General features: G+C 60.2%; 17 protein-coding genes. 9 read left to right on the plus strand and 8 right to left on the minus strand.

Annotated elements, in window-relative coordinates:
- Nucleotides 1-52: 52 nt before the first annotated feature.
- The 6 genes from nadC to Q1K31_RS02920 all read right to left on the minus strand — a co-directional run bounded on the left by nadC (nucleotide 53) and on the right by Q1K31_RS02920 (nucleotide 6,736).
- Nucleotides 53-904 (minus strand): carboxylating nicotinate-nucleotide diphosphorylase, encoded by an 852-nt coding sequence (gene nadC, locus Q1K31_RS02895; protein ID WP_300376503.1) that lies wholly within the window; start codon nucleotides 902-904, stop codon nucleotides 53-55.
- Nucleotides 901-2,448 (minus strand): L-aspartate oxidase, encoded by a 1,548-nt coding sequence (locus tag Q1K31_RS02900; RefSeq protein WP_300376505.1) that lies wholly within the window; start codon nucleotides 2,446-2,448, stop codon nucleotides 901-903. The genes nadC and Q1K31_RS02900 overlap by 4 nt, the downstream gene beginning before the upstream one ends.
- 21 nt (nucleotides 2,449-2,469) lie before the next feature.
- On the minus strand, nucleotides 2,470-2,919 hold the full coding sequence (locus Q1K31_RS02905) for a hypothetical protein (protein ID WP_300376507.1): 450 nt from the start codon (nucleotides 2,917-2,919) through the stop codon (nucleotides 2,470-2,472).
- A complete protein-coding gene (locus Q1K31_RS02910; protein WP_300376509.1) occupies nucleotides 2,916-3,386 on the minus strand; it encodes a hypothetical protein in 471 nt (156 codons plus the stop codon). The genes Q1K31_RS02905 and Q1K31_RS02910 overlap by 4 nt, the downstream gene beginning before the upstream one ends.
- 68 nt (nucleotides 3,387-3,454) lie before the next feature.
- Nucleotides 3,455-4,615, minus strand: a complete 1,161-nt coding sequence (gene nadA, locus Q1K31_RS02915) for a quinolinate synthase NadA (RefSeq protein ID WP_300376511.1) — start codon at nucleotides 4,613-4,615, stop codon at nucleotides 3,455-3,457.
- A gap of 243 nt (nucleotides 4,616-4,858) precedes the next feature.
- Nucleotides 4,859-6,736 carry a DUF885 family protein gene (locus Q1K31_RS02920; RefSeq protein WP_300376513.1) on the minus strand — a complete coding sequence of 626 codons (1,878 nt, stop codon included), beginning with the start codon at nucleotides 6,734-6,736 and terminating at the stop codon, nucleotides 4,859-4,861.
- Between the two features lie 108 nt (nucleotides 6,737-6,844).
- Here Q1K31_RS02920 and Q1K31_RS02925 point away from each other — a divergent pair, with 108 nt between their 5' ends.
- The 3 genes from Q1K31_RS02925 (at nucleotide 6,845) to Q1K31_RS02935 (ending at nucleotide 10,639) form a co-directional block, all read left to right on the plus strand.
- The gene (locus Q1K31_RS02925; protein ID WP_300376515.1) at nucleotides 6,845-7,672 is read left to right on the plus strand and encodes a SapC family protein; all 828 of its coding nucleotides are present in this window, start codon (nucleotides 6,845-6,847) and stop codon (nucleotides 7,670-7,672) included.
- A 173-nt stretch (nucleotides 7,673-7,845) separates the two neighbouring features.
- Nucleotides 7,846-9,975: a protein-disulfide reductase DsbD gene (locus tag Q1K31_RS02930; RefSeq protein WP_300376517.1), complete on the plus strand. Its 2,130-nt coding sequence runs from the start codon at nucleotides 7,846-7,848 to the stop codon at nucleotides 9,973-9,975.
- Between the two features lie 13 nt (nucleotides 9,976-9,988).
- Nucleotides 9,989-10,639 carry a redoxin domain-containing protein gene (locus tag Q1K31_RS02935; RefSeq protein WP_300376519.1) on the plus strand — a complete coding sequence of 217 codons (651 nt, stop codon included), beginning with the start codon at nucleotides 9,989-9,991 and terminating at the stop codon, nucleotides 10,637-10,639.
- Between the two features lie 64 nt (nucleotides 10,640-10,703).
- Here Q1K31_RS02935 and Q1K31_RS02940 read toward each other — a convergent pair whose 3' ends face one another.
- Nucleotides 10,704-11,231 carry a hypothetical protein gene (locus Q1K31_RS02940; RefSeq protein WP_300376521.1) on the minus strand — a complete coding sequence of 176 codons (528 nt, stop codon included), beginning with the start codon at nucleotides 11,229-11,231 and terminating at the stop codon, nucleotides 10,704-10,706.
- A gap of 104 nt (nucleotides 11,232-11,335) precedes the next feature.
- Between Q1K31_RS02940 and Q1K31_RS02945 the strand changes: the two genes are divergently transcribed.
- The 6 genes from Q1K31_RS02945 (at nucleotide 11,336) to Q1K31_RS02970 (ending at nucleotide 19,789) form a co-directional block, all read left to right on the plus strand.
- Nucleotides 11,336-13,003: a peptide ABC transporter substrate-binding protein gene (locus tag Q1K31_RS02945; RefSeq protein WP_300376523.1), complete on the plus strand. Its 1,668-nt coding sequence runs from the start codon at nucleotides 11,336-11,338 to the stop codon at nucleotides 13,001-13,003.
- A 27-nt stretch (nucleotides 13,004-13,030) separates the two neighbouring features.
- Nucleotides 13,031-13,999 carry a DUF3667 domain-containing protein gene (locus tag Q1K31_RS02950; protein ID WP_300376525.1) on the plus strand — a complete coding sequence of 323 codons (969 nt, stop codon included), beginning with the start codon at nucleotides 13,031-13,033 and terminating at the stop codon, nucleotides 13,997-13,999.
- 390 nt (nucleotides 14,000-14,389) lie between these two features.
- The gene (locus tag Q1K31_RS02955; protein ID WP_300376527.1) at nucleotides 14,390-17,356 is read left to right on the plus strand and encodes a TonB-dependent receptor; all 2,967 of its coding nucleotides are present in this window, start codon (nucleotides 14,390-14,392) and stop codon (nucleotides 17,354-17,356) included.
- A gap of 103 nt (nucleotides 17,357-17,459) precedes the next feature.
- Complete coding sequence (locus Q1K31_RS02960; protein WP_300376529.1) at nucleotides 17,460-18,206, plus strand: RluA family pseudouridine synthase; 747 nt, start codon at nucleotides 17,460-17,462, stop codon at nucleotides 18,204-18,206.
- Nucleotides 18,207-18,264: 58 nt separating this feature from the next.
- Nucleotides 18,265-18,642, plus strand: coding sequence for a hypothetical protein (locus tag Q1K31_RS02965; protein WP_300376531.1), 378 nt, complete (start codon nucleotides 18,265-18,267; stop codon nucleotides 18,640-18,642).
- 58 nt (nucleotides 18,643-18,700) lie between these two features.
- Nucleotides 18,701-19,789 carry a transporter gene (locus tag Q1K31_RS02970; RefSeq protein WP_300376533.1) on the plus strand — a complete coding sequence of 363 codons (1,089 nt, stop codon included), beginning with the start codon at nucleotides 18,701-18,703 and terminating at the stop codon, nucleotides 19,787-19,789.
- 65 nt (nucleotides 19,790-19,854) lie between these two features.
- Here Q1K31_RS02970 and Q1K31_RS02975 read toward each other — a convergent pair whose 3' ends face one another.
- A complete protein-coding gene (locus Q1K31_RS02975) occupies nucleotides 19,855-21,060 on the minus strand; it encodes a PQQ-dependent sugar dehydrogenase (protein WP_300376535.1) in 1,206 nt (401 codons plus the stop codon).
- Between the last annotated feature and the right edge of the window lie 76 nt (nucleotides 21,061-21,136).

Consider the following 21,136-nt stretch of genomic DNA (forward strand, 5'->3'; position numbering starts at 1 on the left):
TCCTCCCAATCGCTGCCCTTCTTATACGGAACAGCTTATAGCGGAAACAGCTTCACGGCAGGTCGAGACCGACGTCAAGATTTGACGCAGAGTGAGTGAGTGCGCCAACCGAGATATAATCGACCCCGGTTTCGGCAATTCCAGATACCGTGTCGAGGTTCACACCCCCTGAAGCCTCAGCCTTGCAGGCGCCGTCAATCATGGTGACGGCCGCGCGCAGCGTTTCATTGTCCATATTGTCCAGCAGGACGGCATGAGGCTTGTGCTGGAGCGCTTCCTGAAGCTGGGCGAGCGTGTCGACCTCCACCTCGATCATGCGCAGGTGCCCGGCATAGGCGTGGGCGCGTTTGAGTGCGTCGCTGACCGATCCGCAGGCGGCGATGTGATTGTCCTTGATCAGGATGGCATCATCCAGGCCATAGCGGTGAGAGGTGCCGCCGCCGCAGCGCACGGCGCGTTTTTCCAGGGCGCGGTGGCCGGGCGTGGTCTTGCGCGTGCAGACGATCGTGGCATCGGTGTGCGCGACTTTCTCGACAAAGCTGGCGGTCAGCGTTGCGATGCCGGAGAGACGCCCGATAAAATTCAGCATCGTCCGCTCAGCCATGAGGATCGACCGGGCCTCGCCTGTCAGCGTAGCAATCAGGTCGCCGGGAGAAATCGGGTCAGCGTCCTGCATGGCCTGTTCGAGTGCGACGGCCGGGTCAATGCATTTCAGGGCATGGGCGGCGACGTCCATGCCGGCGAGCGTACCGGCTTTGCGGGCACGGATCTCTGCCTTGATATGCGTGTCCGGACTGATCGTTGCGTCGGTCGTCAGGTCACCGGCGCGGCCGAGATCTTCAGCGAGCGCGAGGCGAACGATCGGGTCGAGAACCGGCGCGGGCAGGGGCGGAGGAGCAATCATTCGGCGGCTTTCCTTTGAGGCTGTCGGACCGGACCGGTCTTGAATGTACGGCGCGCATCGGGGCGGCTCTCTGGGAAGTCGGACCGGAAGTGGCCGCCACGGCTTTCCTCACGCGCCAGCGCCGCTTCGGCCATCAGGCGGGCTGTGACCAGCGCACGGGCTGTGCCGTGCCTGTCTTCGAGCTCATCGATTTCATTCAGGAGGCTGGTCAGGCCAGCCGCCTCACGGACGACCCCGCACTTGGCGGCCATGGACAGCCTCAGCGAATAGAGCGCATCGGCAGGCAGGTCGTCAGCGACATGGGCTTCGCTCGGGCCGGTTGCGTGCAGTTCGGTGCCCTGGAGGCGTTCTGCAATGCGGGCAGCGAAGACAACAGCTTCCAGAAGCGAGTTCGATGCCAGCCGGTTGCCGCCATGCGCGCCGGTGGAGGCGCATTCACCACAGATAGAAAGATGGTCCAGCGTCGAGCGGCCCCAAGCATCGGCGACGACGCCGCCCATGTGGTAGTGCGCGGCAGGTGCCACGGGTATGGGTTTCGTGCGCGGATCGATACCTGCGGCCATGCAGGCGGCAAACACGGTTGGGAAACGGGCTGGAAACTCGTTGCCAACAGCGAGTGTCGCATCAAGGAAAGCGCCGTTGCCCGCCTCAAGTTCGGAATGGATAGCGCGGGCGACTTCATCGCGCGGGGCGAGTTCGGCCTTCTCATGGTAATGCGCCATGAAGGGCGTGCCCTGGCCATTGCGCATGATGGCCCCTTCACCGCGCAGGGCTTCGGTGGCCAGCGGCGCCGGATCGAGGCCAACATCCATGGCAGTGGGATGGAACTGGACGAACTCGGGATCGGCCACCAGCGCCCCGCAGGCATGCGCCATGGCGACAGCCTCACCGCGTGATTGCGGAGGATTGGTCGTTACCCGGAACAGCCCGCCCGATCCGCCCGTGCACAGGATGGTGTGGCGGGCCGTCATGGGGGCGAGGTTTCCGTGCCGGTCCTGGGCGATGATGCCGGCAACGCTTCCATTATCCTGCTGGAGGAGGCTGACTGCACGATAGGGCCATTTCATCGTGATATGCCCTGCATCCTGCACAGCGGCTGTCAGGGCCCCCATGATCGCCTTTCCGGCCAGGTCGCCAGCCACACGGGCGACACGGGGGTGTGAGTGAGCGGCCTCCAGCGACAGGGCGAGCGCACCTTCTTCGGTTCGGTCGAAGGGGACGCCAAGCGCGATCAGGTCCAGTACGCGGGCCGGGCCTTCTTCGGCGATCAGCCGGGCAATTACGGGATCTACGAGACCAGCGCCGGCAGCGATCGTATCCTGTGCATGGGTTTCAGGGCTGTCCAGCGGGTCGAGCGCGGCGGCGAGCCCGCCTTGCGCCCAGGCGGAAGAGGCGGCTTCACCAAGCGGTGCGGGCGCAATGATGGTCACGGGGCGCGGGGCAAGCCTGAGGGCGAGGAAAAGACCGGCCAGCCCGGCACCAACGATCAGGATTTCGCTTTCGCCAGCGGAGGCCGTGGCAGTGATGCGTGTCTGTTCGCTCATTTGGTCAGGCCCCGGCTTGCATCATGAAATGGCTCCTTCTGCCCGGCGCCATTCGGCGGGGTAGGAGGAACTGCCGACGAGAATGCCTTCAAGGTGAGAAGCGTTCCGGATGACCAGCGCAAAATCGTCAGGCAGGTAACTCTTGGTCGGAGCACCTTCGAGAAATGTCGCGATGGTCGACTCGACAGTAACGATATCATTCTCGACGTTTGCCTGGCAGCTCTGTTCGACGACATAGCGCACCTCGATCGAGGGGCAGTCCTGCTCCGCGGTGAGTTCGCAATCATAGCTGTCCGGATTTCCGGTCGGTATCAGGCGGGCCTGCCCGTTGAAACGGCAGACCGGATCAAGGTTCGCTTCAAACGTCCAGAGCCCGGCAAGGTTCGGTGGTGCCGCTTCTTGGGCGAGAGCAGCAGGCGGGCCGCCCGCTGCGACAAGCAGGGCAAGCGCATACAGGCGTACCATGATCATGACATGCCTTCCTCGGCCCGGATAAAGATGGCCGGTGCCGTCGCTGCCGAGACCAGTGATCCATACATCCGCTTCGCGCTCTGGATAGTGAGCGCGAAATTATCCGGGACGTAGATCATGTTTTCGAGTTTCGATTCCAGGAACTGGTCGATCTCGGAGCGGATGGACAGCTGATCTCCAAACCGGCGTGCCTTGCACTGCTGGAGGACGACTGAACGCCCCCACATGGAGCAGACTTCCACAGCTGTCAGCTCACAGTCATACAGGCCGGATTCCGGATTGGGCGTCAGCCGGGCAGTGCCAGTCATCAGGCACTGGCCTTCGCGATAGGGCTTTGTCTGGAACGTCCAGTTACCGAGTATGTCCGCAGAATCGCCCGTTTTGTCGCCAGTCCCCTCATTGGCAAAAGCTGGCAGGGCTATCAGGCCGAGGCAGCCAAGTAGGCAGGCGATCAAGGCGTAGCGCATGTGGCAGCTCCAGACGAGGTACGGGACTGGTAGACTAACCTGCAATCAGACAGGGATAAAAGGGCGAATCAGGATGCCGCCCTTGCAGCCTCGATGACTTCGATATCCATCGGCTTCAGGCCTGTCTGGAAAGCCAGCGGCTTGTCTGTCTTTGGCAGGTCGAGCATGGCGTCGATCGCGGCCTTGGCCCTGACGCGTACATCCTCGTCAATCTCCACTTCATGCTTCATCTCAATCAGGCAGTCGAGAATGTTCTCGAGCGTGATCTGCTTCATGTGCGGGCAGAGATTGCATGGGCGTACGAAGTTCACTTCCGGGTTCTCAGCCGCCACATTGTCACTCATCGAGCACTCGGTGAGCAGGACGACCTTGTTCGGGCTGTTGTCCTTTACATAGGTCGCAAGTGCCGATGTGGAGCCGGCAAAATCGGCTGCTTCCAGAACATCCGGCGGACATTCGGGGTGTGCGAGAATCATTACGCCGGGGTGGGCATCACGCAGCTGGATGACGTCATCCGCGTTGAAAAGCTCGTGCACCTCACAGGCCCCCGGCCAGGTGATGATGCGGATATCCGTCTGGGCGGCGACGTTCTTGGCGAGATACTGGTCCGGCACGAGGATGACCGTGTCAGAGTTCCATTCCCTGGCGACCGCCTCGACAACCTGCGCGGCGTTGGAACTGGTGCACGTGATATGGCATTCGGCCTTCACGTCAGCCGTCGTGTTCACATAGGTGACAATCGGATAGTCGGGATATTTTTCCTTGATCAGGCGCACGTCGGCACCCGTGATCGACGAAGCGAGCGAGCAGCCGGCCTCAAGGCTCGGGATCAGAACGGTTTTTTCCGGAGCGAGGATTTTCGATGTCTCGGCCATGAAATGCACGCCAGCCTGGACGATGATATCAGCATCGACACTGGCCGCTTCGCGAGCGAGCTGCAGGGAGTCTCCCTGAAAATCCCCAACCAGGCGGAAGATATCCGGTGTCATGTAATTATGCGCCAGAATGACAGCGTTCTTTTCTTCCTTGAGCCGGTTGATTTCGGCGATCAGGGGCGCAATGCCGGGCCATTCCATGGGGGTGATGAAGTCAGAGACGAGCGGATACAGGTCGTCGGTCTTCGCCTTCACGGCATCATCATAGGCCAGTCCGCGCGCTTCCGCGACATTCTGCGGGCGCAGGGGAGTCGGGGTCTGGCATCCCGGTCCGGAGTCAATCAGTCTGGCCATGGGGTCCTCCATGCTTTTGCTCAATATGAGCATTAGTTAGTTACGCAAGCAGTGGAATTCAAGGCCTTCCGTAAAAGGTGATTGAAAACCAGTGCCGCCTGCCACCCTTATAGGCAGGGTGAGCAAAAGGCGGGATAAAGTGCTGGGTGCCGTTTGGCAAGAGGCGTGTCGAAATTGTGACAAACCGCCCCGGTTTCACGGCAGGGCGCTGCTGCTGTCGTGGTGCAGCCCGTTTGAGTTCTATTAGCGGTCGAGCAATTCACCGTACCAGTCTTCTACGTCCGCTTCGACTTGTGAGAAGGGGCGCGGCCCGCCGGTGAGGACCGTGCTGTTGAACGCAGTGGCATCGAAGCGTCCGCCAAGGACGGCTTCGGCCCGTTCGCGGATTTCCAGAAGGCGCTGACGGCCATAATAATATGAGGCGGCCTGACCGGGCCAGACAGCGTAGCGGGCGACTTCACGTTCCATCGCATCGCGCGGCAGGCCGGTGGTTTCGGTGAGATAGTCAACCGCGCGTTCTCGGCTCCAGCGCCGGTCATGAATGCCGGTATCGACAACCAGCCGGGCGGCGCGAAACAGGATGGACTGGAGGTATCCAATGCGGCCCAGCGGATCATCGTCATACAAACCGGCCGTGGCGGCGAGGTCTTCTGCATAGACTGCCCAGCCTTCACCATAAGCGGTATCCCAGATCATCTGGCGCAGGAGCGGAAGGTCCATGCGGGCCGAAACGGCAGCCTCGACGTGATGGCCGGGAATGCCTTCGTGGTGCAGGAGTGTGGGCAGGGCGAAGCTCGCCCAGTCCTGCATGTTCTCGAGGTTGATCTGGAAGAGGCCGGGGCTCGATCCGTTCGCTGTCGCCGGAACATAATTTGCGCCTGTGAGGGCCGCTTCCCGGAAAGCCGGCATGCGTGTGATGACGAGCGTGGCTTCAGGCGGGTTCTGGAGCATCTCCGGCAGAACGCCGCTGGCTTTCCGCGCCAGGGTTTCCAGCCGGGTCAGGGCTTTGGCGCGGCTTTCAGACGTGGAGGCATAGGCCTGTCCGGGTGAAGCTGCCAGAAGGCGCAGGCGGGCAGCGACGCTGCCGTCGGTGAGCCCGATTGCAGAGAGTGCCGTGTCGATTTCGGCGGTAAAGGAATCGACCGCCTTGAGGCCCTCCTGGTGAAGGAAGTCAGGATCGGCCCCCGGAGCAGTGTGATAGGCCAGCATGTCACGGTAGTAGGCATCGCCTTCCGGCAGGGTCCAGACACCTGGCGTATCGTCGGCTTCGGCGGCAAGGCGGGCGACTTCATCGGCAAAACGGACATAGGCCGGGATCACATCATTCATGAGCAGTCTCGCGGCGGCACCGCGATAATCATTGGCTGTACGGCCATTACTGGCATCCAGTCCGCCGACAACATTGCCAAACGTCTGTAGCAGGGGGTGCGCGTCGATGGGCTGGGCGGCGAAGCGGCGCAGGCGCGCTTCAAGGCGTTTCAGCACGAAGACGGGTGGTCGAATCCCGTTGACGGTATCTGAAACAAGTCTGCGGCGTTCATCCTCGATGGCGCCGGGCAGGGCGGCAAGCCTGTCGAGATAGGCCATGGCATCCTGATGGGTGGCGAGCGGCTGGCTCGAGATCAGGAGATCGGGCACATCAACCCAGGCCCCGCTCAGCTGGTCGACGGCATAGGGACGTGCGAACCCCGGCCCATAGCGGCCATAGCCATAGGCTTCCATGTCGGTAAGGGCCTGGTACTGCGAACGCACAACGGCGAGGTGACGTGCCAGGCGGCTGTCTTCAGGAATTTCCGGCAGTTCATCCAGCCGGCCGAGGAGCTCAAGCCGCAGCAGGCGGGCGCGCTCGAACCGTGCCTGCGAACGGTCGTCCAGCCGGGCCTGGAAAAGGAAACCCAGCCGGGTCTCTTCCATGCCGAGTCGGGTGGCGGTCTCCGGCGAAAGCGCCAGTTCCGCGCTCGCCGTGTCACGGAAGGTGCGGTTGATCTCAAGCGCACTGCGCCTGGCGACCCCGTCCTCATTCACCGATGGCGAACAGCCAGTCAGGGAGAGCGTGCCCATAAGTCCACTTAAAACAAGGAGTTGCCGGAGGGTCGTCATGAAGTATCTGGAACGGAGCATCTGTATTTCATGACACCTTGTTCAAACGCGCAGCCAAAAGGCGGTTCGCTGGTTGTCGCTTACTGGCATATCCGGTAAACCGCGCGGAACAGTTACAGGAGTTTCTTCGTGGAAAATACACAGCCTGCACAAGGTACGCCGCTCACCGGACAGGTGCTCTTTTATTCGAATCCGCAACCCCTGTCAGCCGAGCAACACGGCGGACTGGGGCTGAAGCAGATCGAAAAGCCATTTGCATTTCTTGGCAAGGCGCACGCTGTGCCGCTGACTGTCAACGAATTCGGCCTGGCTTCGACCTCCTATCCGATCATCTTTGTCGGCGAAGACAAGACACCCATCGCCGCGATGGGTATCCGCCAGGACGAGAACCTGTTCGTCTCCGCAGACGGCCGGGTCGATAGCGACTTCTACGTGCCCGCTTTCGCGCGCCGCTATCCGTTCGTTTTCGCCAACGACCAATCCCAGGAACGCCTGCTTCTCTGTGTCGACCGCGATGCGCCGATGGTATCAAACCGTCCGGACGTGCCTTTCTTCGAAAACGGCCAGCCGACGGAATACACCAACAACGTCATGCAGTTCTGCCAGGACTTTGAGCGCCAGCGCCGTACGACCACGGAGTTCGTGAAGCGCATGGACGAGCTCGGCCTGTTCACGACGAAGTCGGCCAACTTCCAGCCGCGTGACGGCCAGGGCAACCCGACGGGTGAGGAACAGCGCGTTGCGGAGTACTGGGCGATCGACGACCAGAAACTGAACGAGCTTTCCGACGAGCAGCTTTCTGCGCTGCACAAGGATGGCACGCTCGGCGCCTGCTATGCCCACATCATCTCGCTCCTGAACTGGTCCCGCGTGATTAATCGCGCGGTCAGGCAGCAGACGCCGCAGGCGGCGCCTGAGCCGCAGGGCGGCAGCGATGGGCCGAGCCTGCAGATCTAAGGCCTGCAAGCCAGGTTTCGAATGGGGCGGCTGGAATTATCCTGCCGCCTTTTTCATGTCTGCTTTAATGTCTGCGGCCTTTGCGCTCACGATTTAGCGAGGGGCTTCACAGGCTGCGATCAACCGCCATATCTGTTGAGAAGACTGCCCATGAACCGCAAGAAGATTCTCCTATGATAACAGGCTTCAGACTAGTGCTTGCCGCGTTCGTGGCGTTTGTTTCAGCCGCCAGCGCCCTTGCCGAACCTGTTGATGGCGGACATGCGCGCGTTGAACTTGTGAGCGAACGCGAGGTCGCCACAGCGGGTGAGACCGTCTGGCTTGGTTTCAGTTTCGAACTCGACCCTGAATGGCATGTCTACTGGAAAAATGCCGGTGATGCCGGGATCCCGCCGAAGATGTACTGGGATGAGGAAACCGCCTTCTCTGAAGACAGTATCGGCGAGATCAGCTGGCCCGTGCCGCACCGCCTTCCCGTGGTCGAGGGCGAGATCATGGACTATGGCTATGATGACCGTGTTGTCCTGCCATTTCCTGTCCAGATGCCTGACGATGCCGCAGGGACGCTACGCCTTGGCGGCACGCTCGACTACCTGATCTGCAAGGATATCTGCATTCCTGAATCGGTGGACCTCGAGCACGTCATCGAGATTGGCGAGCGTCAGGTGCCGGATGAGCGTGGGGCAGGGCTGGTCGCCGATGCGCTGGCAAAAGTCCCGGCTGAATTTTCGGGTGAGGCAAACCTGAGCCAGAGCGGAGAGGCCTGGACGCTTTCGCTGTCCGGCGGAGAGCTTGCCGGACAGTCCGGAAAGGCAGTCTTTTTCCCCGAGACACATGACATTGTCCACGCAGCCCCGCAGCCGGGTGAATTCGGCACTGAAGGCCTGCAAATCCAGTTGACCCCTGCAGAGGATGAGATGCCGGAGACGCTCGCCGGTGTCGTGACGGTCGAGAAGGGTGGGAGCGAGCCGCTCGCGGTCAGGGTAGAGGCTGCGCAAGGCGAGGTTCTGCCGGGCACTTCCGGGCTTTCCACATCGGGTGACGGGGCGGCTTCCAGCGAAGCTGCGGGCCCGAATATCTTTATCCTGCTTGGTTTTGCGCTGCTTGGCGGGCTCATCCTCAATCTCATGCCCTGCGTGCTGCCCGTGCTGTCGATCAAGGCGATTGGCATTGTGCAGGCGGCGGCCAGCGGGCAGAGAGGAGAACTGCGCGCACACGGGCTCTGGTACACAGCCGGGGTCCTGATCGCCTTTGGCGCAACCGGTCTCGCCTTCATTGCCCTGCGCGCAGCCGGACAGTTCGTCAGTCTCGGCTTCCAGCTGCAATATCCGTCCGTTGTTGCCGCGCTGGCGCTGGTCATGGTGCTGATCGGTCTCTGGCTCCTCGGCGTCTTCAACCTTGGAACCTCGATGCAGAATGTCGGGTCCGGTCTCGCGAACAGGCAGGGAAGCGCGGGTGCCTTCTTTACCGGGGTGCTTGCTGCGGTGGTGGGGGCGCCCTGTGTCGGTCCCTTCGTCGTCGGCGCGCTGGGGGCTGTGCTGGACAAGCCGGCCGTGACCGTGATGGCGGTCTTCCTGATGCTTGGCTTTGGACTTGCCCTTCCATTCCTGGTCCTGAGTTTCGTGCCCGGCCTGCATCGTTCGTTGCCGAAGCCTGGCATGTGGATGGAGCGTCTCAAGCAGGCATTTGCCTTCCCAATGTTCCTGACGGCCGCATGGCTCGTCACCGTACTTGGCAACCACCCGGCCGCCGGGGCGACCGCTTTCGGGGTGGTGATACTCGCCTTCGGGGTCTGGCTGATAAGCGTGGCTGGCGGCAAACTCAGGCTGCCTGTCCTGTGCATTGGCGCGGCACTAAGTCTTTTTGCGATTGGCTGGCCCATAATTACCGGGCTGCAGGAGGGCCCTGCAGAAGGTGGCTCAAAATCCTATGCCAGCCTGGAGACGGAGGAGTGGTCGCCTGAACGCGTTGATGAGCTGCTCGCCGAGGGCAGGGGCGTTTTCGTCGATTTCACGGCAAGCTGGTGTGCGACCTGTCAGGTCAACAAGCGCACCACGCTGACCAAGCCTGACGTGCTGGATGCCATGGCAAACGCGAATGTGAGCTTTCTTATCGCCGATTTCACTCGTCCTGATGAGGATATTGCGGCAGAACTGGAGAAACGTGGCAGCCCGGGGGTGCCGATGTATCTTCTCTATGCGCCGGGCGAGAGCGAGCCGGAAATGTTGCCGACACTGCTCAATCCGGCCATGATGAAGCGCAAGCTCGGCGCGTTCGATACCGCGTCGCTGGATGACGATTGATAGGAGTCTGATCATGCTGACAATGACCCGCAGGAATCTGGGCCTCGCCTCTGGCATGGCCGCAGCCGTCGCGTTGAGTGCGGCCGCCCTTATTGCCTTTTCCGCCGAAGCGAGCCCGGCCGCCGAACCGGGCGCAACGGCACCGGCTTTCACCGGAACGACCACGAGTGGTGAAACCGTCTCCTTGTCCGACTATGCAGGTAAGACGGTCATTCTCGAATGGACGAATGATGGCTGCCCCTTTGTCCAGAAACACTATGCAGAGCCGCCGAAGAACATGCAGGGGCTTCAGGAGCAGGCTGCCAGCGACGACATCGTCTGGCTTCAGATCATTTCCTCGGCGCCTGGCAAGCAGGGGCATGTCAGCGCTGAAAAGGCTGAAGCCATCAATGCGGACCGTGATGCCAGCCCGACGCATGTGATTCTCGATCCGTCTGGCGATATCGGACGCAAGTATGATGCGACGGCGACGCCGCATATGTTTGTCATCGAACCGGATCAGGAGATCGCCTATGCGGGCGCCATCGATTCCATTCGCTCGGCGCGTGTCGAGGATATCGAGACAGCTGACAATTATGTCCGTGATGCGCTGGAGGCGCTTAAGGCAGGTGAGCCGGTCGAGGTGGCCTCGACCAAGGCCTATGGCTGCTCAGTGAAATACTAACGATACAGCTACAGAGTTCAGCAAAAAGCCGTCAGCCTTGTGCTGACGGCTTTCTCTTATCTGGCTACTGGATGCGCTTAACACGGAAGAAACGGCCGTTATCGAGCTGCATACGGTAGCTGCCCAGGGCAGCGGACTTCACCGTCGCATTCTCGACGCCGATCTTCTTCGAGTAATAAACCGATGTTGTGTCGACCTGCTGCCAGACCTGGCCATTATCCAGATACACGACGAAATCTCCATTCGGGGTCTGTGAAATACGCGACACCCTTGCGGTCTGCTCTTTCAGCTCATCATCATCACCGCCGCTGAACATGGACGAGGCGAAGTTCGGCAGGCTGGGGATCGAGAAACCGAAAGAGTCCCGTTTGACCTTCTCGACCTCATCACGTGTGACCGTGACGACCTCACCGGCTTCCTCAGCCGATTTCAGCCGGCCGACGGCCGCATCGTAGCAGGCCAGCCTTTCGGCATCGCCCGAGATGTCGGCGCAGGCGTAGACGTCATCTGTCGACGCGGACTGGGTGTCCTGTGCCGCGGCTGGCAAAGTCATGCCCATCAGGGCCCCGGCGATAAGCAGACTGTGTCGCATTCTCGTTCATCTCCCGCTCAACTGTTCCGCTCTATCTTTCCAAGAACGGACTTGTCTGAAACACTATGAACAGACCTGACAGGATGGGAAAGTCACAGGAACACATGATGAAATCAATCAAGACTTCGCTTCTGGGGGCTGCTGCTGCAGCCACAATGCTCACATTGGCGGCCTGCGGAGGTGGAGGCGGAACGTCCGGCGGCGATGATGCCTCTGTCCTGCGCCGCGGCATTTCCGCGAAAGTCGATACGCTGGATCCGCATCGCTCATCAGCGAAGTGGGAGAATATCGTCATCGCCGACATGTTCATGGGGCTCATGCAGTCTGCCGCTGACAATGAACCGATCCCTGGTGTGGCCGAGGACTGGCAGGTCAGTGATGACGGCCTGACCTGGACGTTCGATCTGAAGGAAACGGTCTGGTCGGATGGTGAACCGCTGACGGCGGAGGATTTCGTCTATGCGTTCCGCCGCATTCAGGATCCTGCGCTTGCCTCGCAGTACTCCTCACTCCTCTACATCGTGAAGAATGCCCGGCAGGTGAATGCAGGAGAGCTGCCGCCGGAAGAGCTCGGCGTGCGCGCGCTTGATGATTACACGTTCGAGATTACGCTTGAGCAGCCCGCCCCATACCTGCTCGGCCTGCTGACCCATTATACGACCTATCCTGTGCCCAAGCACATCGTGGAGCAGTATGGCGAAGCCTGGATCCAGCCGGAGAATATCGAGGTCAATGGGGCCTACAAGCTTGCCTACTGGCGAACCGGCGACCAGCTCGTGGCGGAGAAGAACCCACAGTTCAACGAAGCGGACTCTGTGTGCTTCGACCGTGTGGCCTACTACGAGATCGAGGATGCCGCCGCTGTCGAGCGCAAGATCGAAGCCGGCGACATGGATATCAATAACGGGTTCGATGGCGGCCGCGCCGAGGAGCTCGAAAAGAAATTTCCCGGCTGGGTCCGCACGACGCCAGGCCTGATCACGACCTATTGGAGCTTCAATTCAAGTCAGGAGCCGTTTGACGATGTGCGCGTACGCAAGGCGCTTTCACTTGCGCTCGACCGTGAGTTTATCGTCAACAAGGTTCTCACGCCCGGCTATATTCCGGCCTATGCGTTCGTTCCGCCAAAAATCAGCAATTACAATGTGGACCGCCCTGAGGTGAGCTTCGCCGACATGCCGCGCGAAGAACGGCTCGAGCAGGCGCGTACGCTGCTCGGAGAGGCGGGGTTTGGCCCCGACAATCCGTTGACATTCGAGTTCATCCACCGCTCAACGGATGACAATCCCAAGGCGGCACCGGTCGCCCAGGCCAACTGGGAAGAGATTGCTCCCTGGGTTAACGCGGAAATCCTCCGCCAGGACACCAAGGTCCTGTATGCCCGTCTGCGCCAGGCTGATTTCGAGGTCGCTGACGGGGCCTGGGTGGCGGACTTCGATGACCCGATCAATTTCCTGTATCTGCTCGATTCCGAGACCGGCCAGCAGAACTATGGCCGCTATGGCAACGCGGAATATGATGCCCTGTTGCAGCAGGCGAGCCGCACACGTGACCTTGAGCAGCGGGCGGAGATTTTCGCGGAAGCGGAAAAGCTGATGCTGGAGGATTATCCGATTACGCCAATGTGGGTGCAGGTCACGAAGAACCTGGTCGACCCGGAGCTCACGGGCTGGGAAGAAAATGCCCAGGACAACCACCTGTCACGGTGGCTCTGCCGTCCGGGTGCGGACTCCGGAGAGACCGAGGTTGCCGACGACGCTTCGGCGGAATAACTTGCCGGCCCTTGCGGGGGAGGGGCGATGTCAAACGAATTGGAGACGGCGGGACTGGCGTCGGCCGGCGGCCTTTCGCCGGGTGGCCGGGCAGATTTGTCCGGCCAGCCATGCCGGAATTGCGGGGAGCGTGTCGAGCAACGCCACTGTCCGCACTGTGGACAGCTGGCAGCCAGTTATCATCGGCCTTTCTTCGCCCTGATCGCAGAAAGCATTTCCGACAGCCTGGCGCTTGACGGGCGTGTTGCCCGAACCCTGCCGCTACTCTTGTTCCGGCCGGGCGTCCTTACAAAGCGGTATATCGGTGGCAGGCGCGCACGATTCGTCCCGCCTTTCCGGCTGTTCCTGCTGTCCAGCCTCCTTTTCTACTTCGTCAGTTTCGCCTTTCTCGGGCAGGCCGACTGGCTGAAGACCGGGACATCACTCGACTCGGCGCCAGGCTTGAGCGCGGAGGAACGCTCCGAGCTGGAAGAGCTGGGAATAGGCACGGAGACGGTGCCTCCGCCAGATGCGCCAGACCAGGCAGAGCCGGCCCGTCCGGCCGAAGCGGCGGGGCCTGCAGTCGCGAATGAAGCGGAAGAACGTATCCGGCGGGTGGCGCAGAATCCGCGGCTTTTCCTGGCCACGGTCAAGACATGGGCGCCCCGGCTCAGCCTGCTATTTGTTCCACTTACGATGCTGGCCCTGACGCTCATGTATTTCTGGCGGCGGCGTGTCTATGTCTACGATCACGCAATTCATGCGCTCCATCTGCATTCATGGATATATATGGCCGCGACTGCCGCGATTGGCATGGGGTGGCTGCTCGGGGCCGGGGTGGCAACAATTGCATTCCTCTGCGCGCTGCCAGTCTATGTGTTTTTCAGCCTGCGTTCTGCTTACGGTTCAGGCATTGTCTCCAGCTTTGCGCGGACCCTTCTGATTGGACTGTTCTGGTTTGTTTCTATGGTGGCTCTCGTCGCTGGAGTTGTGGTGGCAAGCGTACTTGAAATGTGACCTCCGGGTTTGCCGGAAAGTGCGGGGAATCACCGATAGCCACTCATTATTATATCGAAGTAGATTATTAACCTGTTGCCCAATTTTCCGCCTTAGGTGTCGATTCTGAGACAAGAATGCCACACCCGACAAAATTACTTCACATTTCAGACAAGAAGTCGTTGACCTCGACCGTCTCTGTTTTCATGCCTGATGGCAGTCGTGGGCGCTCGTGCCTACGCGAAACGGAATTGCCCAGGGGTCAGGCATATTGGGAAGGAAATTTCTTTCTAGCCAAATGACAGGGCACCTCATTCTGCCAATGAGTTAAATTGGAGGTTCCTCGTGGACACTAAAATTTTGAGAAAGCATTTGCTTTCATCCGCGTTCGCCGCGGGTGTGGCTGCAACAATGTTTGCAGCCCCGGCAATTGCACAGGAAGACAATGCCGAGAGCGTTGAGACCGTTCCGGCGCAGGAAGACGAAGTTGCGCGTCAGGAAACAGTGGTCGTCACCGGCTCGCTGATTCCTTCGTCGGGTAACCTTGTCGCGACCAGCCCGGTCACGGAAATCGGCGCCGAAGAGTTTGACATTCGCGGCTCGCTGAAAGCCGAAGACCTGGTGAACACGCTGCCGCAGGCTTTTGGTGCCCAGGGTTCCAACCTCGCGAACGGTGGTACAGGTACAGCCTCCATCAACCTGCGTGGCCTCGGGTCTTCCCGCACGCTGGTCCTGATGAACGGCCGTCGCCTGCCTTATGGCTCGCTCAACATCGCAGCGCCTGACGTCAACTCGATCCCGACCCAGATGGTCGAGCGTGTCGACGTTCTGACCGGTGGTGCTTCGGCGACTTACGGCTCCGACGCTATTTCCGGCGTTGTGAACTTCGTCATGAACGACGATTTCGAAGGCTTCCGTATCGACTCGAACTACTCGTTCTACCAGCACAACAATGACGGTGAGCTCCAAGGGCTTCTGGAAGAGTACTCTTCGATCAACCCGAGCCAGTTCCGCGTGCCATCAGGTAGCACGGTCGACGGCGAAGCAGTTGACATCACGATCATGGCTGGCGGCGACTTCGACAATGGTCGCGGCCACGTGTCGGCATATGCTGGCTATCAGAACGTGAATGAAATTCTCCAGGGTGATCGCGATTACTCACAATGTGCGCTTGGCACGCGTGCTGATGGTACACAGTTTGACTGTGTCGGTTCAGGCACGAACCAGTTCACGAACCTGCTTTCACTCGGCGGCACTCTGCCGGACGGCTCTTGGGGTCGCGTGAACCCGGACACGGGTGAGTTCATTCCACGGAACTTCACGTCCGACACGTTCAACTTCAACCCGTTCAACCACTTCCAGCGTCCGAACGAGAAGTACAACTTCGGTACGTTCATCAACTATGACATCACCGATAATATTGAAGCCTATGGCGAGTTCATGTTCATCCAGAACGAGACGAACTCCCAGATCGCGCCATCCGGTGTGTTCGGCTATGGTGTCGCTGGCGGCGATGGTGGTCTGAACTGTGACAACCCGTTCTTCTCTGACCAGCAGAGAGACTATATCGGCTGTACGGGTCTCGCACCTGACGCTGTTGTCGGCGTTGGCGACTACCTCGCCCTGCGCCGGAATGTCGAAGGCGGTCCGCGTAACAACGACATCCGTCACCAGACCTTCCGCAATGTCATCGGCATCCGTGGTGAGCTCGAAGACACGTCTGTTGGTTATGACCTCTACGCCTCCTTCTCTAAGGTCGTGCGTTCGGAGACCTACAATAACGATCTTTCCATCCGTAAGCTGACCAACGCCTTGTATGCGGTTCCGGATGGGGCAGGCGGTGTTGCCTGTAACATCAACGTTGATGCTGACCCGACCAATGACGATCCGTCCTGTGCCCCGTACGACATCTGGTCCGGCAATGGACCGTCGCAGGCTGCCCTGGACTATGTCGTGTCTCCGCTCAACCGGAATGGCGATACAACCCAGACCGTGATCTCCGGCAAGATGTTCGGTTCGATGAGTGACTGGGGTATCTCTTCGCCGATGGCCGCTGAAGCACCAGGCTGGGCCTTCGGTGCCGAGTATCGCCGTGATACGATCGACTCCAACCCGGATGCGGCCTTCCAGTCCGGTGACGGTGCTGGTCAGGGTGGTCCGACGAACGCGATCGCTGGCGCTCAGAACGTTGTCGACGTCTTCGCCGAGCTGGACGTCCCGCTCGTCCAGGAGCGTCCAGGTGTCTACGACCTGAACCTCGACCTCGCTTACCGGAAGTCGTTCTACGACAATTTCGATACCGATGCGTACAAGGTCGGCCTGGGCTATGCCCCGACCACGGACATCCGCTTCCGCGGCTCGTTCCAGCGCTCGGTCCGCGCGGCGAACATCTTCGAGCTGTTCTCCCCGCAATCGATCACGCTGTTTGACCTCGATGATGGTGATCCATGTGGTGGTCCTAACCCGACCTTCACGCAAGCCCAGTGTGCGAACACCGGTCTTGATCCGGCAAACTATGGTTCTGTCGCGCTTATCAACCCGGCTGGTCAGTACAACACGCTTGCTGGTGGTAACCCGGATCTTCAGCCTGAAGAATCCGATACCTACACGGTCGGCTTCGTTGCTACGCCGAGCTTCATTGATGGCCTGACGCTTTCTGTCGACTATTTCGACATTGAGGTTGAAGGTTACATCAACACAGTGCCGCAGGAAGTTTCCCTGCAGCAGTGTGGTCTGACAGGCGACTCCTTCTTCTGTTCGCTCGTCAACCGCGGTGCCGGTGGTACGCTCTGGGCAAGCCAGACCGGCTTCGTCACGGCGACCAACGTCAACACGGGTAGCCTCGCGACCAGTGGTTTCGACATCCAGGGTAACTATACCTACGATGCTGGCAACGCTGGTATGTTCAACTTCGACTATGTCGGTACGATCCTGGAAAGCCTGGAAGTCCAGTCACTTCCGGACGCCAGCGTGACACCGCCGTTCGACTGTGCCGGCATGTATGCAGGCCGCTGCCAGACGAACTTCGGCACGGGTGCAAACCCGGAATACCGTCACAAGGCCAGCGTCACCTGGGCGCCGGTTGGCGGCAAGCTTTCGGTCACCGGTACGTGGCGTTATTATGCTGAGGTGACTCAGGACAACGCGGATCCGGATCCGATCAACGCCAAGCTGGACGAGCAGAACTATCTCGACCTGTCGGGCCGCTACCAGCTGCTCGAGAACATGTCGGTCCGTGCTGGTGTCAACAACATCACGGACGAAGATCCGCCGCTGTCCTCCGTCGTTGGTACGGCACCGGGTAACGGCAACACCTATCCGCAAGTGTACGACTCCTTCGGTCGTTACGTCTTCCTGGGTGCCACGCTGGACTTCTAAGCCAGCTGGATATTCCAGAGTGATAAATCAGGAAGGGCGGCCTTACGGGGCCGCCCTTTTTCTTTGCCGTAACCCGTCATTGCCGTTGGCCGGGCAGAGCGCTATGAGCGCTTGGGTGACCCGCAACAGGCCCATTCCGAATATCAAGCCCGCTGACGCGGCGTTCATCCGCTCGCTTCTTATCCATGAGGATGCGCAGGTGCTGGCGTTCAACAAGCCACCCGGTCTTGCGGTCCAGATCGCGGGGGGGCGCGGGCCATCCGTTGATGTCCTGCTCTGGGCATTCGCAAGATCGAACGGCAAGCGGCCAAGACTTGTCCACCGCATTGATTCCGGCACCTCTGGGGTACTGATTGTCGCGCGCACGCAGCCCGCAGCCGCGTTTCTTTCCGAACAGTTTGCAAAGCGTCGTGCAAAGAAGACCTATCTCTGCCTTGTTTCCGGTACGTTGCCGTCTGAAGCGGGCGGGACGGTGAGTACGCCGCTCAGGAAAGTCCCGTCAGACCGGGGGGGCCGTGAAGTGATGATACCTGCGGAATCCGGCCAGAAAGGTGCGCTCGAAGCGGAAACGAACTGGCGTATCCTGGCACGAAGCAGCATGCACGCGCTGGTCGAGGCCCGTCCCGTCACGGGCCGGATGCACCAGATCCGGGCGCATATGGCGGCCCTCGGCTGCCCGATACGGGGGGACCGGATCTATGGCAGCGGGAAGTCCTCCGCGCCGCGTCTCATGCTGCATGCCAGCCGGCTGGAGATCGAGCACCCAGAAGGCAGGGGAATGACTCTCCAGGCGCCCGCCCCGGAGGATTTCCATGTACAGGCTGCGGCAATTGGCCTTGATGTGAATTAGGCCGTTCCGGGAGACAAGGACGCCGATGGACCCGGTGATCCGCCCTGTGAAAACCCGTATGCGTTTACCACGCCTTGCGGCCCTGCGGCTGCTGCTCCTGTGTCTCGGCGCCTTTGGCTATACTGTGAACGGCGCGCAGGCGCACATCTATGTCCCCGGCAGCGAGACGGTAGAGGTCCAGCTTTGCGGCCTGCATGGCGACCGCACCGTGACAATGACATTCGGCGCAGACCAGCCAGCACAGCTGGGCGATGATAGCTGTTGCGGGCCATGCCTGGCGAGCGCGATTGTCTCAGTCCCGGTCTTCCAGGTGGTCCGTCCCGGCGTGCCGCAGGCCGAGCCGGTCATCCCTCCGCGTGGCCAACAGCCGGTACTGACCTATTCCATCTGGCCGGGCGCACCGCCCAACGGTCCGCCTCATACCCTTGAAGGATAACCAGCCAGACCGCGCCATTCGGGCGCAGACCCTGATACCTTCAAGGATATATAAGCCTATGAAACTCAAATATTTTTCCGCGGGTCTCGTGCTCGCGCTAGCCGCTGTGCCTCACGCAGCTGCGCACGAGAACGACCCTGCCGCACCCCACGCCATGGATCACGCCCCGATCGGTGTGATGGGCGACCACCGCCATGCTGAAGGCGAGTGGATGGTCTCCTACCGCTACATGCGCATGAACATGGACGGCAATCGCCTCGGGACCGACTCCATCTCACCTGACGAGATCGTGACGACACAGCCCAACCGCTTTGCTGGCCAGCCGGGCCAGCCGCCAACCCTTCGGGTCGTGCCGGAAGACATGCAGATGAACATGCATATGGCCGGGTTCATGTATGGCCTGAGTGACCGGGTCACGCTCATGCTGATGGGGAATTACGTTACCAGCTCGATGAACCACATCACCTATCAGGGTGGCATGGGCACGACACGTCTTGGCGGGTTTACAACCGAGGTGGAAGGCATTGGCGATACGTCCGTCACCGCAATTATCGGGCTGGACGATGGCAGCACCCCGGATCGACAGCTTAACCTCAACCTCGGCCTGTCGCTGCCGACAGGATCTATTGAGGAAACTGACACCATCCTGACGCCTATGGGCATGACGCCGACACCGCGTCTGCCTTATCCGATGCAGACCAGCTCGGGCACATGGGACGCCAAGGCTGCGCTGACCTGGTGGCAGAAGAAAGGGCAGTGGAGCTTCGGAAGCCAGGGATCGGCACTTGTCCGGCTGGACGACAATGATGCCGGTTATGCGCTGGGTGACCGTTATGAAGCAACGGCATGGCTGGCTTATGAGCCTCTTCACTGGGCATCGGTTTCAGGCCGGATTAAGGGTGTCAGCCAGGGCAGTATTGACGGGAGTGATCCGAATATCGTCGCACCTGTCCAGACGGCGAACCCGGACAATCAGGGGGGGGAGACGGTTGAAGCTCTTCTGGGGCTGAACCTGGTTGGCCAGCAGGGAGCCTTGCGTGGTCAGCGTCTCGCCTTCGAGGTTGGTTTGCCGTTGTATCGAGACCTGAATGGCCTACAGCTGGAAACGGATACAACCTTTACGGTTGGCTGGCAGAAAGCCTGGTAGAAAGATGGTATCCCGGAAACGCTCGCTGAAGGGTTTCCGGGATATCCGTTACTTGAATGGGCGGCCTATTCTTCCGGAGTCAGCCGGACCAAGCGGCCGCCTTCGCCATCCTCGAGAACATAGACCGCGCCGTCCGGGCCCTGCTCGACCTCGCGGATACGCTTGCCCCATTCATATCTTTCGGCCTCGTTCGCCGTCGTCTCCATCGTGCTGGATGTGCCGCCGGAGCCCTGATTGTCGAGCGGGGTTTCCTCGAATGTCACGCGGATCAGGGCCTGTGAGGAAAGTCCCCCGATGAAGGCATTCCCCTGCCAGTCGGAAAACATCTCGCCATCATAGATAATCAGGCCCGCCGGGCTGATAACCGGCGTCCATGAAAGCGCAGGGTTCTCATAGATCGGATAATCTTCGTGATTTCCGAAGAACTGCTTGTCGTTATAATGCACGCCGTTCGAGACGATGGGATAGCCGTAATTTTCGCCTTTCACGATACGGTTGAGTTCATCGCCATCCTTGGGGCCCATTTCGTGCGCCCAGAGCTGGCCATCTGCATCGAAAGCCACGCCAAGCAGGTTGCGGTGGCCAAGCGACCAGATCGTGTCCGTAACACCGCCGCTGCCATAGAAGGGATTGTCTTCCAGCGCCTTGCCGTCGGTTGTGACACGAATGATCTTGCCGAGGTTCATGTCCATGTTTTGCGCCGGACTGAATTTCTGGCGCTCACCGGATGTGATAATGAGGTTTCCGTCCGGCGCGATGGCGAGGCGGTGACCATAATGCCCGTTGCCCGGCACCTTCTGGGACTGTTCCCATACGCGGTTGCGCTCATTCAGGTTGCCACCCTCGTCGGTCAGGCTGAGCATGGCTTTCTCGACCACGGCACCGCTCAGGGAATCATCTTCTTCATCACGCTCCACATAGGATACGAAGACGGTGTTGTTCTCTTCGAAGTCTGGATGGATGATGATGTCGTCGAGCCCGCCTTGTCCGCGCGGATCGACTTCAGGCACGTTCGTGATCTCACCGAGTTTGGACCCTTCGGCGTCCAGTAACCAGAGATTGCCGTCCTTCTCACTGACGAGCGCACGGCCATCCGGAAGGAAGGTCATGGCCCAGGCGCTGTCGAAGGTTTCAAGTGGTGTGGCGGTGAGGGGCGTGCCCGAACTCCCTTCGACTGTCATTGCCTCGCCCGACTGGGCATGAGCGTACAATCCGATTGCGGCAATGGAAGTTGAGAGCAGGGTGGTACGCAGGAGTTTAGCGGCAGACATTGGGAATACCTTTCTCGCAGAGTGTAACCATTCAGCTAGAATTGTTACGCATGAGGGAAAGGCTGGTTGCGTCGGA

This window comes from Henriciella sp., from assembly GCF_029936995.1.
In the GTDB taxonomy this organism is placed as follows: domain Bacteria; phylum Pseudomonadota; class Alphaproteobacteria; order Caulobacterales; family Hyphomonadaceae; genus Henriciella.

Bases quoted from the DNA above. Each gene is read 5' to 3' on its own strand.
- nadA (WP_300376511.1), bottom strand. From the start codon at position 4,615: ATGGCCAGACTGATTGACTCCGGACCGGGATGCCAGACCCCGACTCCC.
- Q1K31_RS02960 (WP_300376529.1), top strand. From the start codon at position 17,460: ATGAGCGCTTGGGTGACCCGCAACAGGCCCATTCCGAATATCAAGCCC.
- Q1K31_RS02900 (WP_300376505.1), bottom strand. From the start codon at position 2,448: ATGAGCGAACAGACACGCATCACTGCCACGGCCTCCGCTGGCGAAAGC.
- Q1K31_RS02920 (WP_300376513.1), bottom strand. From the start codon at position 6,736: ATGCTCCGTTCCAGATACTTCATGACGACCCTCCGGCAACTCCTTGTT.
- Q1K31_RS02945 (WP_300376523.1), top strand. From the start codon at position 11,336: ATGATGAAATCAATCAAGACTTCGCTTCTGGGGGCTGCTGCTGCAGCC.
- Q1K31_RS02905 (WP_300376507.1), bottom strand. From the start codon at position 2,919: ATGATCATGGTACGCCTGTATGCGCTTGCCCTGCTTGTCGCAGCGGGC.
- Q1K31_RS02975 (WP_300376535.1), bottom strand. From the start codon at position 21,060: ATGTCTGCCGCTAAACTCCTGCGTACCACCCTGCTCTCAACTTCCATT.
- Q1K31_RS02935 (WP_300376519.1), top strand. From the start codon at position 9,989: ATGCTGACAATGACCCGCAGGAATCTGGGCCTCGCCTCTGGCATGGCC.
- Q1K31_RS02930 (WP_300376517.1), top strand. From the start codon at position 7,846: ATGATAACAGGCTTCAGACTAGTGCTTGCCGCGTTCGTGGCGTTTGTT.
- Q1K31_RS02955 (WP_300376527.1), top strand. From the start codon at position 14,390: ATGTTTGCAGCCCCGGCAATTGCACAGGAAGACAATGCCGAGAGCGTT.
- Q1K31_RS02940 (WP_300376521.1), bottom strand. From the start codon at position 11,231: ATGCGACACAGTCTGCTTATCGCCGGGGCCCTGATGGGCATGACTTTG.
- Q1K31_RS02970 (WP_300376533.1), top strand. From the start codon at position 18,701: ATGAAACTCAAATATTTTTCCGCGGGTCTCGTGCTCGCGCTAGCCGCT.
- Q1K31_RS02965 (WP_300376531.1), top strand. From the start codon at position 18,265: ATGCGTTTACCACGCCTTGCGGCCCTGCGGCTGCTGCTCCTGTGTCTC.
- Q1K31_RS02950 (WP_300376525.1), top strand. From the start codon at position 13,031: ATGTCAAACGAATTGGAGACGGCGGGACTGGCGTCGGCCGGCGGCCTT.
- Q1K31_RS02910 (WP_300376509.1), bottom strand. From the start codon at position 3,386: ATGCGCTACGCCTTGATCGCCTGCCTACTTGGCTGCCTCGGCCTGATA.
- nadC (WP_300376503.1), bottom strand. From the start codon at position 904: ATGATTGCTCCTCCGCCCCTGCCCGCGCCGGTTCTCGACCCGATCGTT.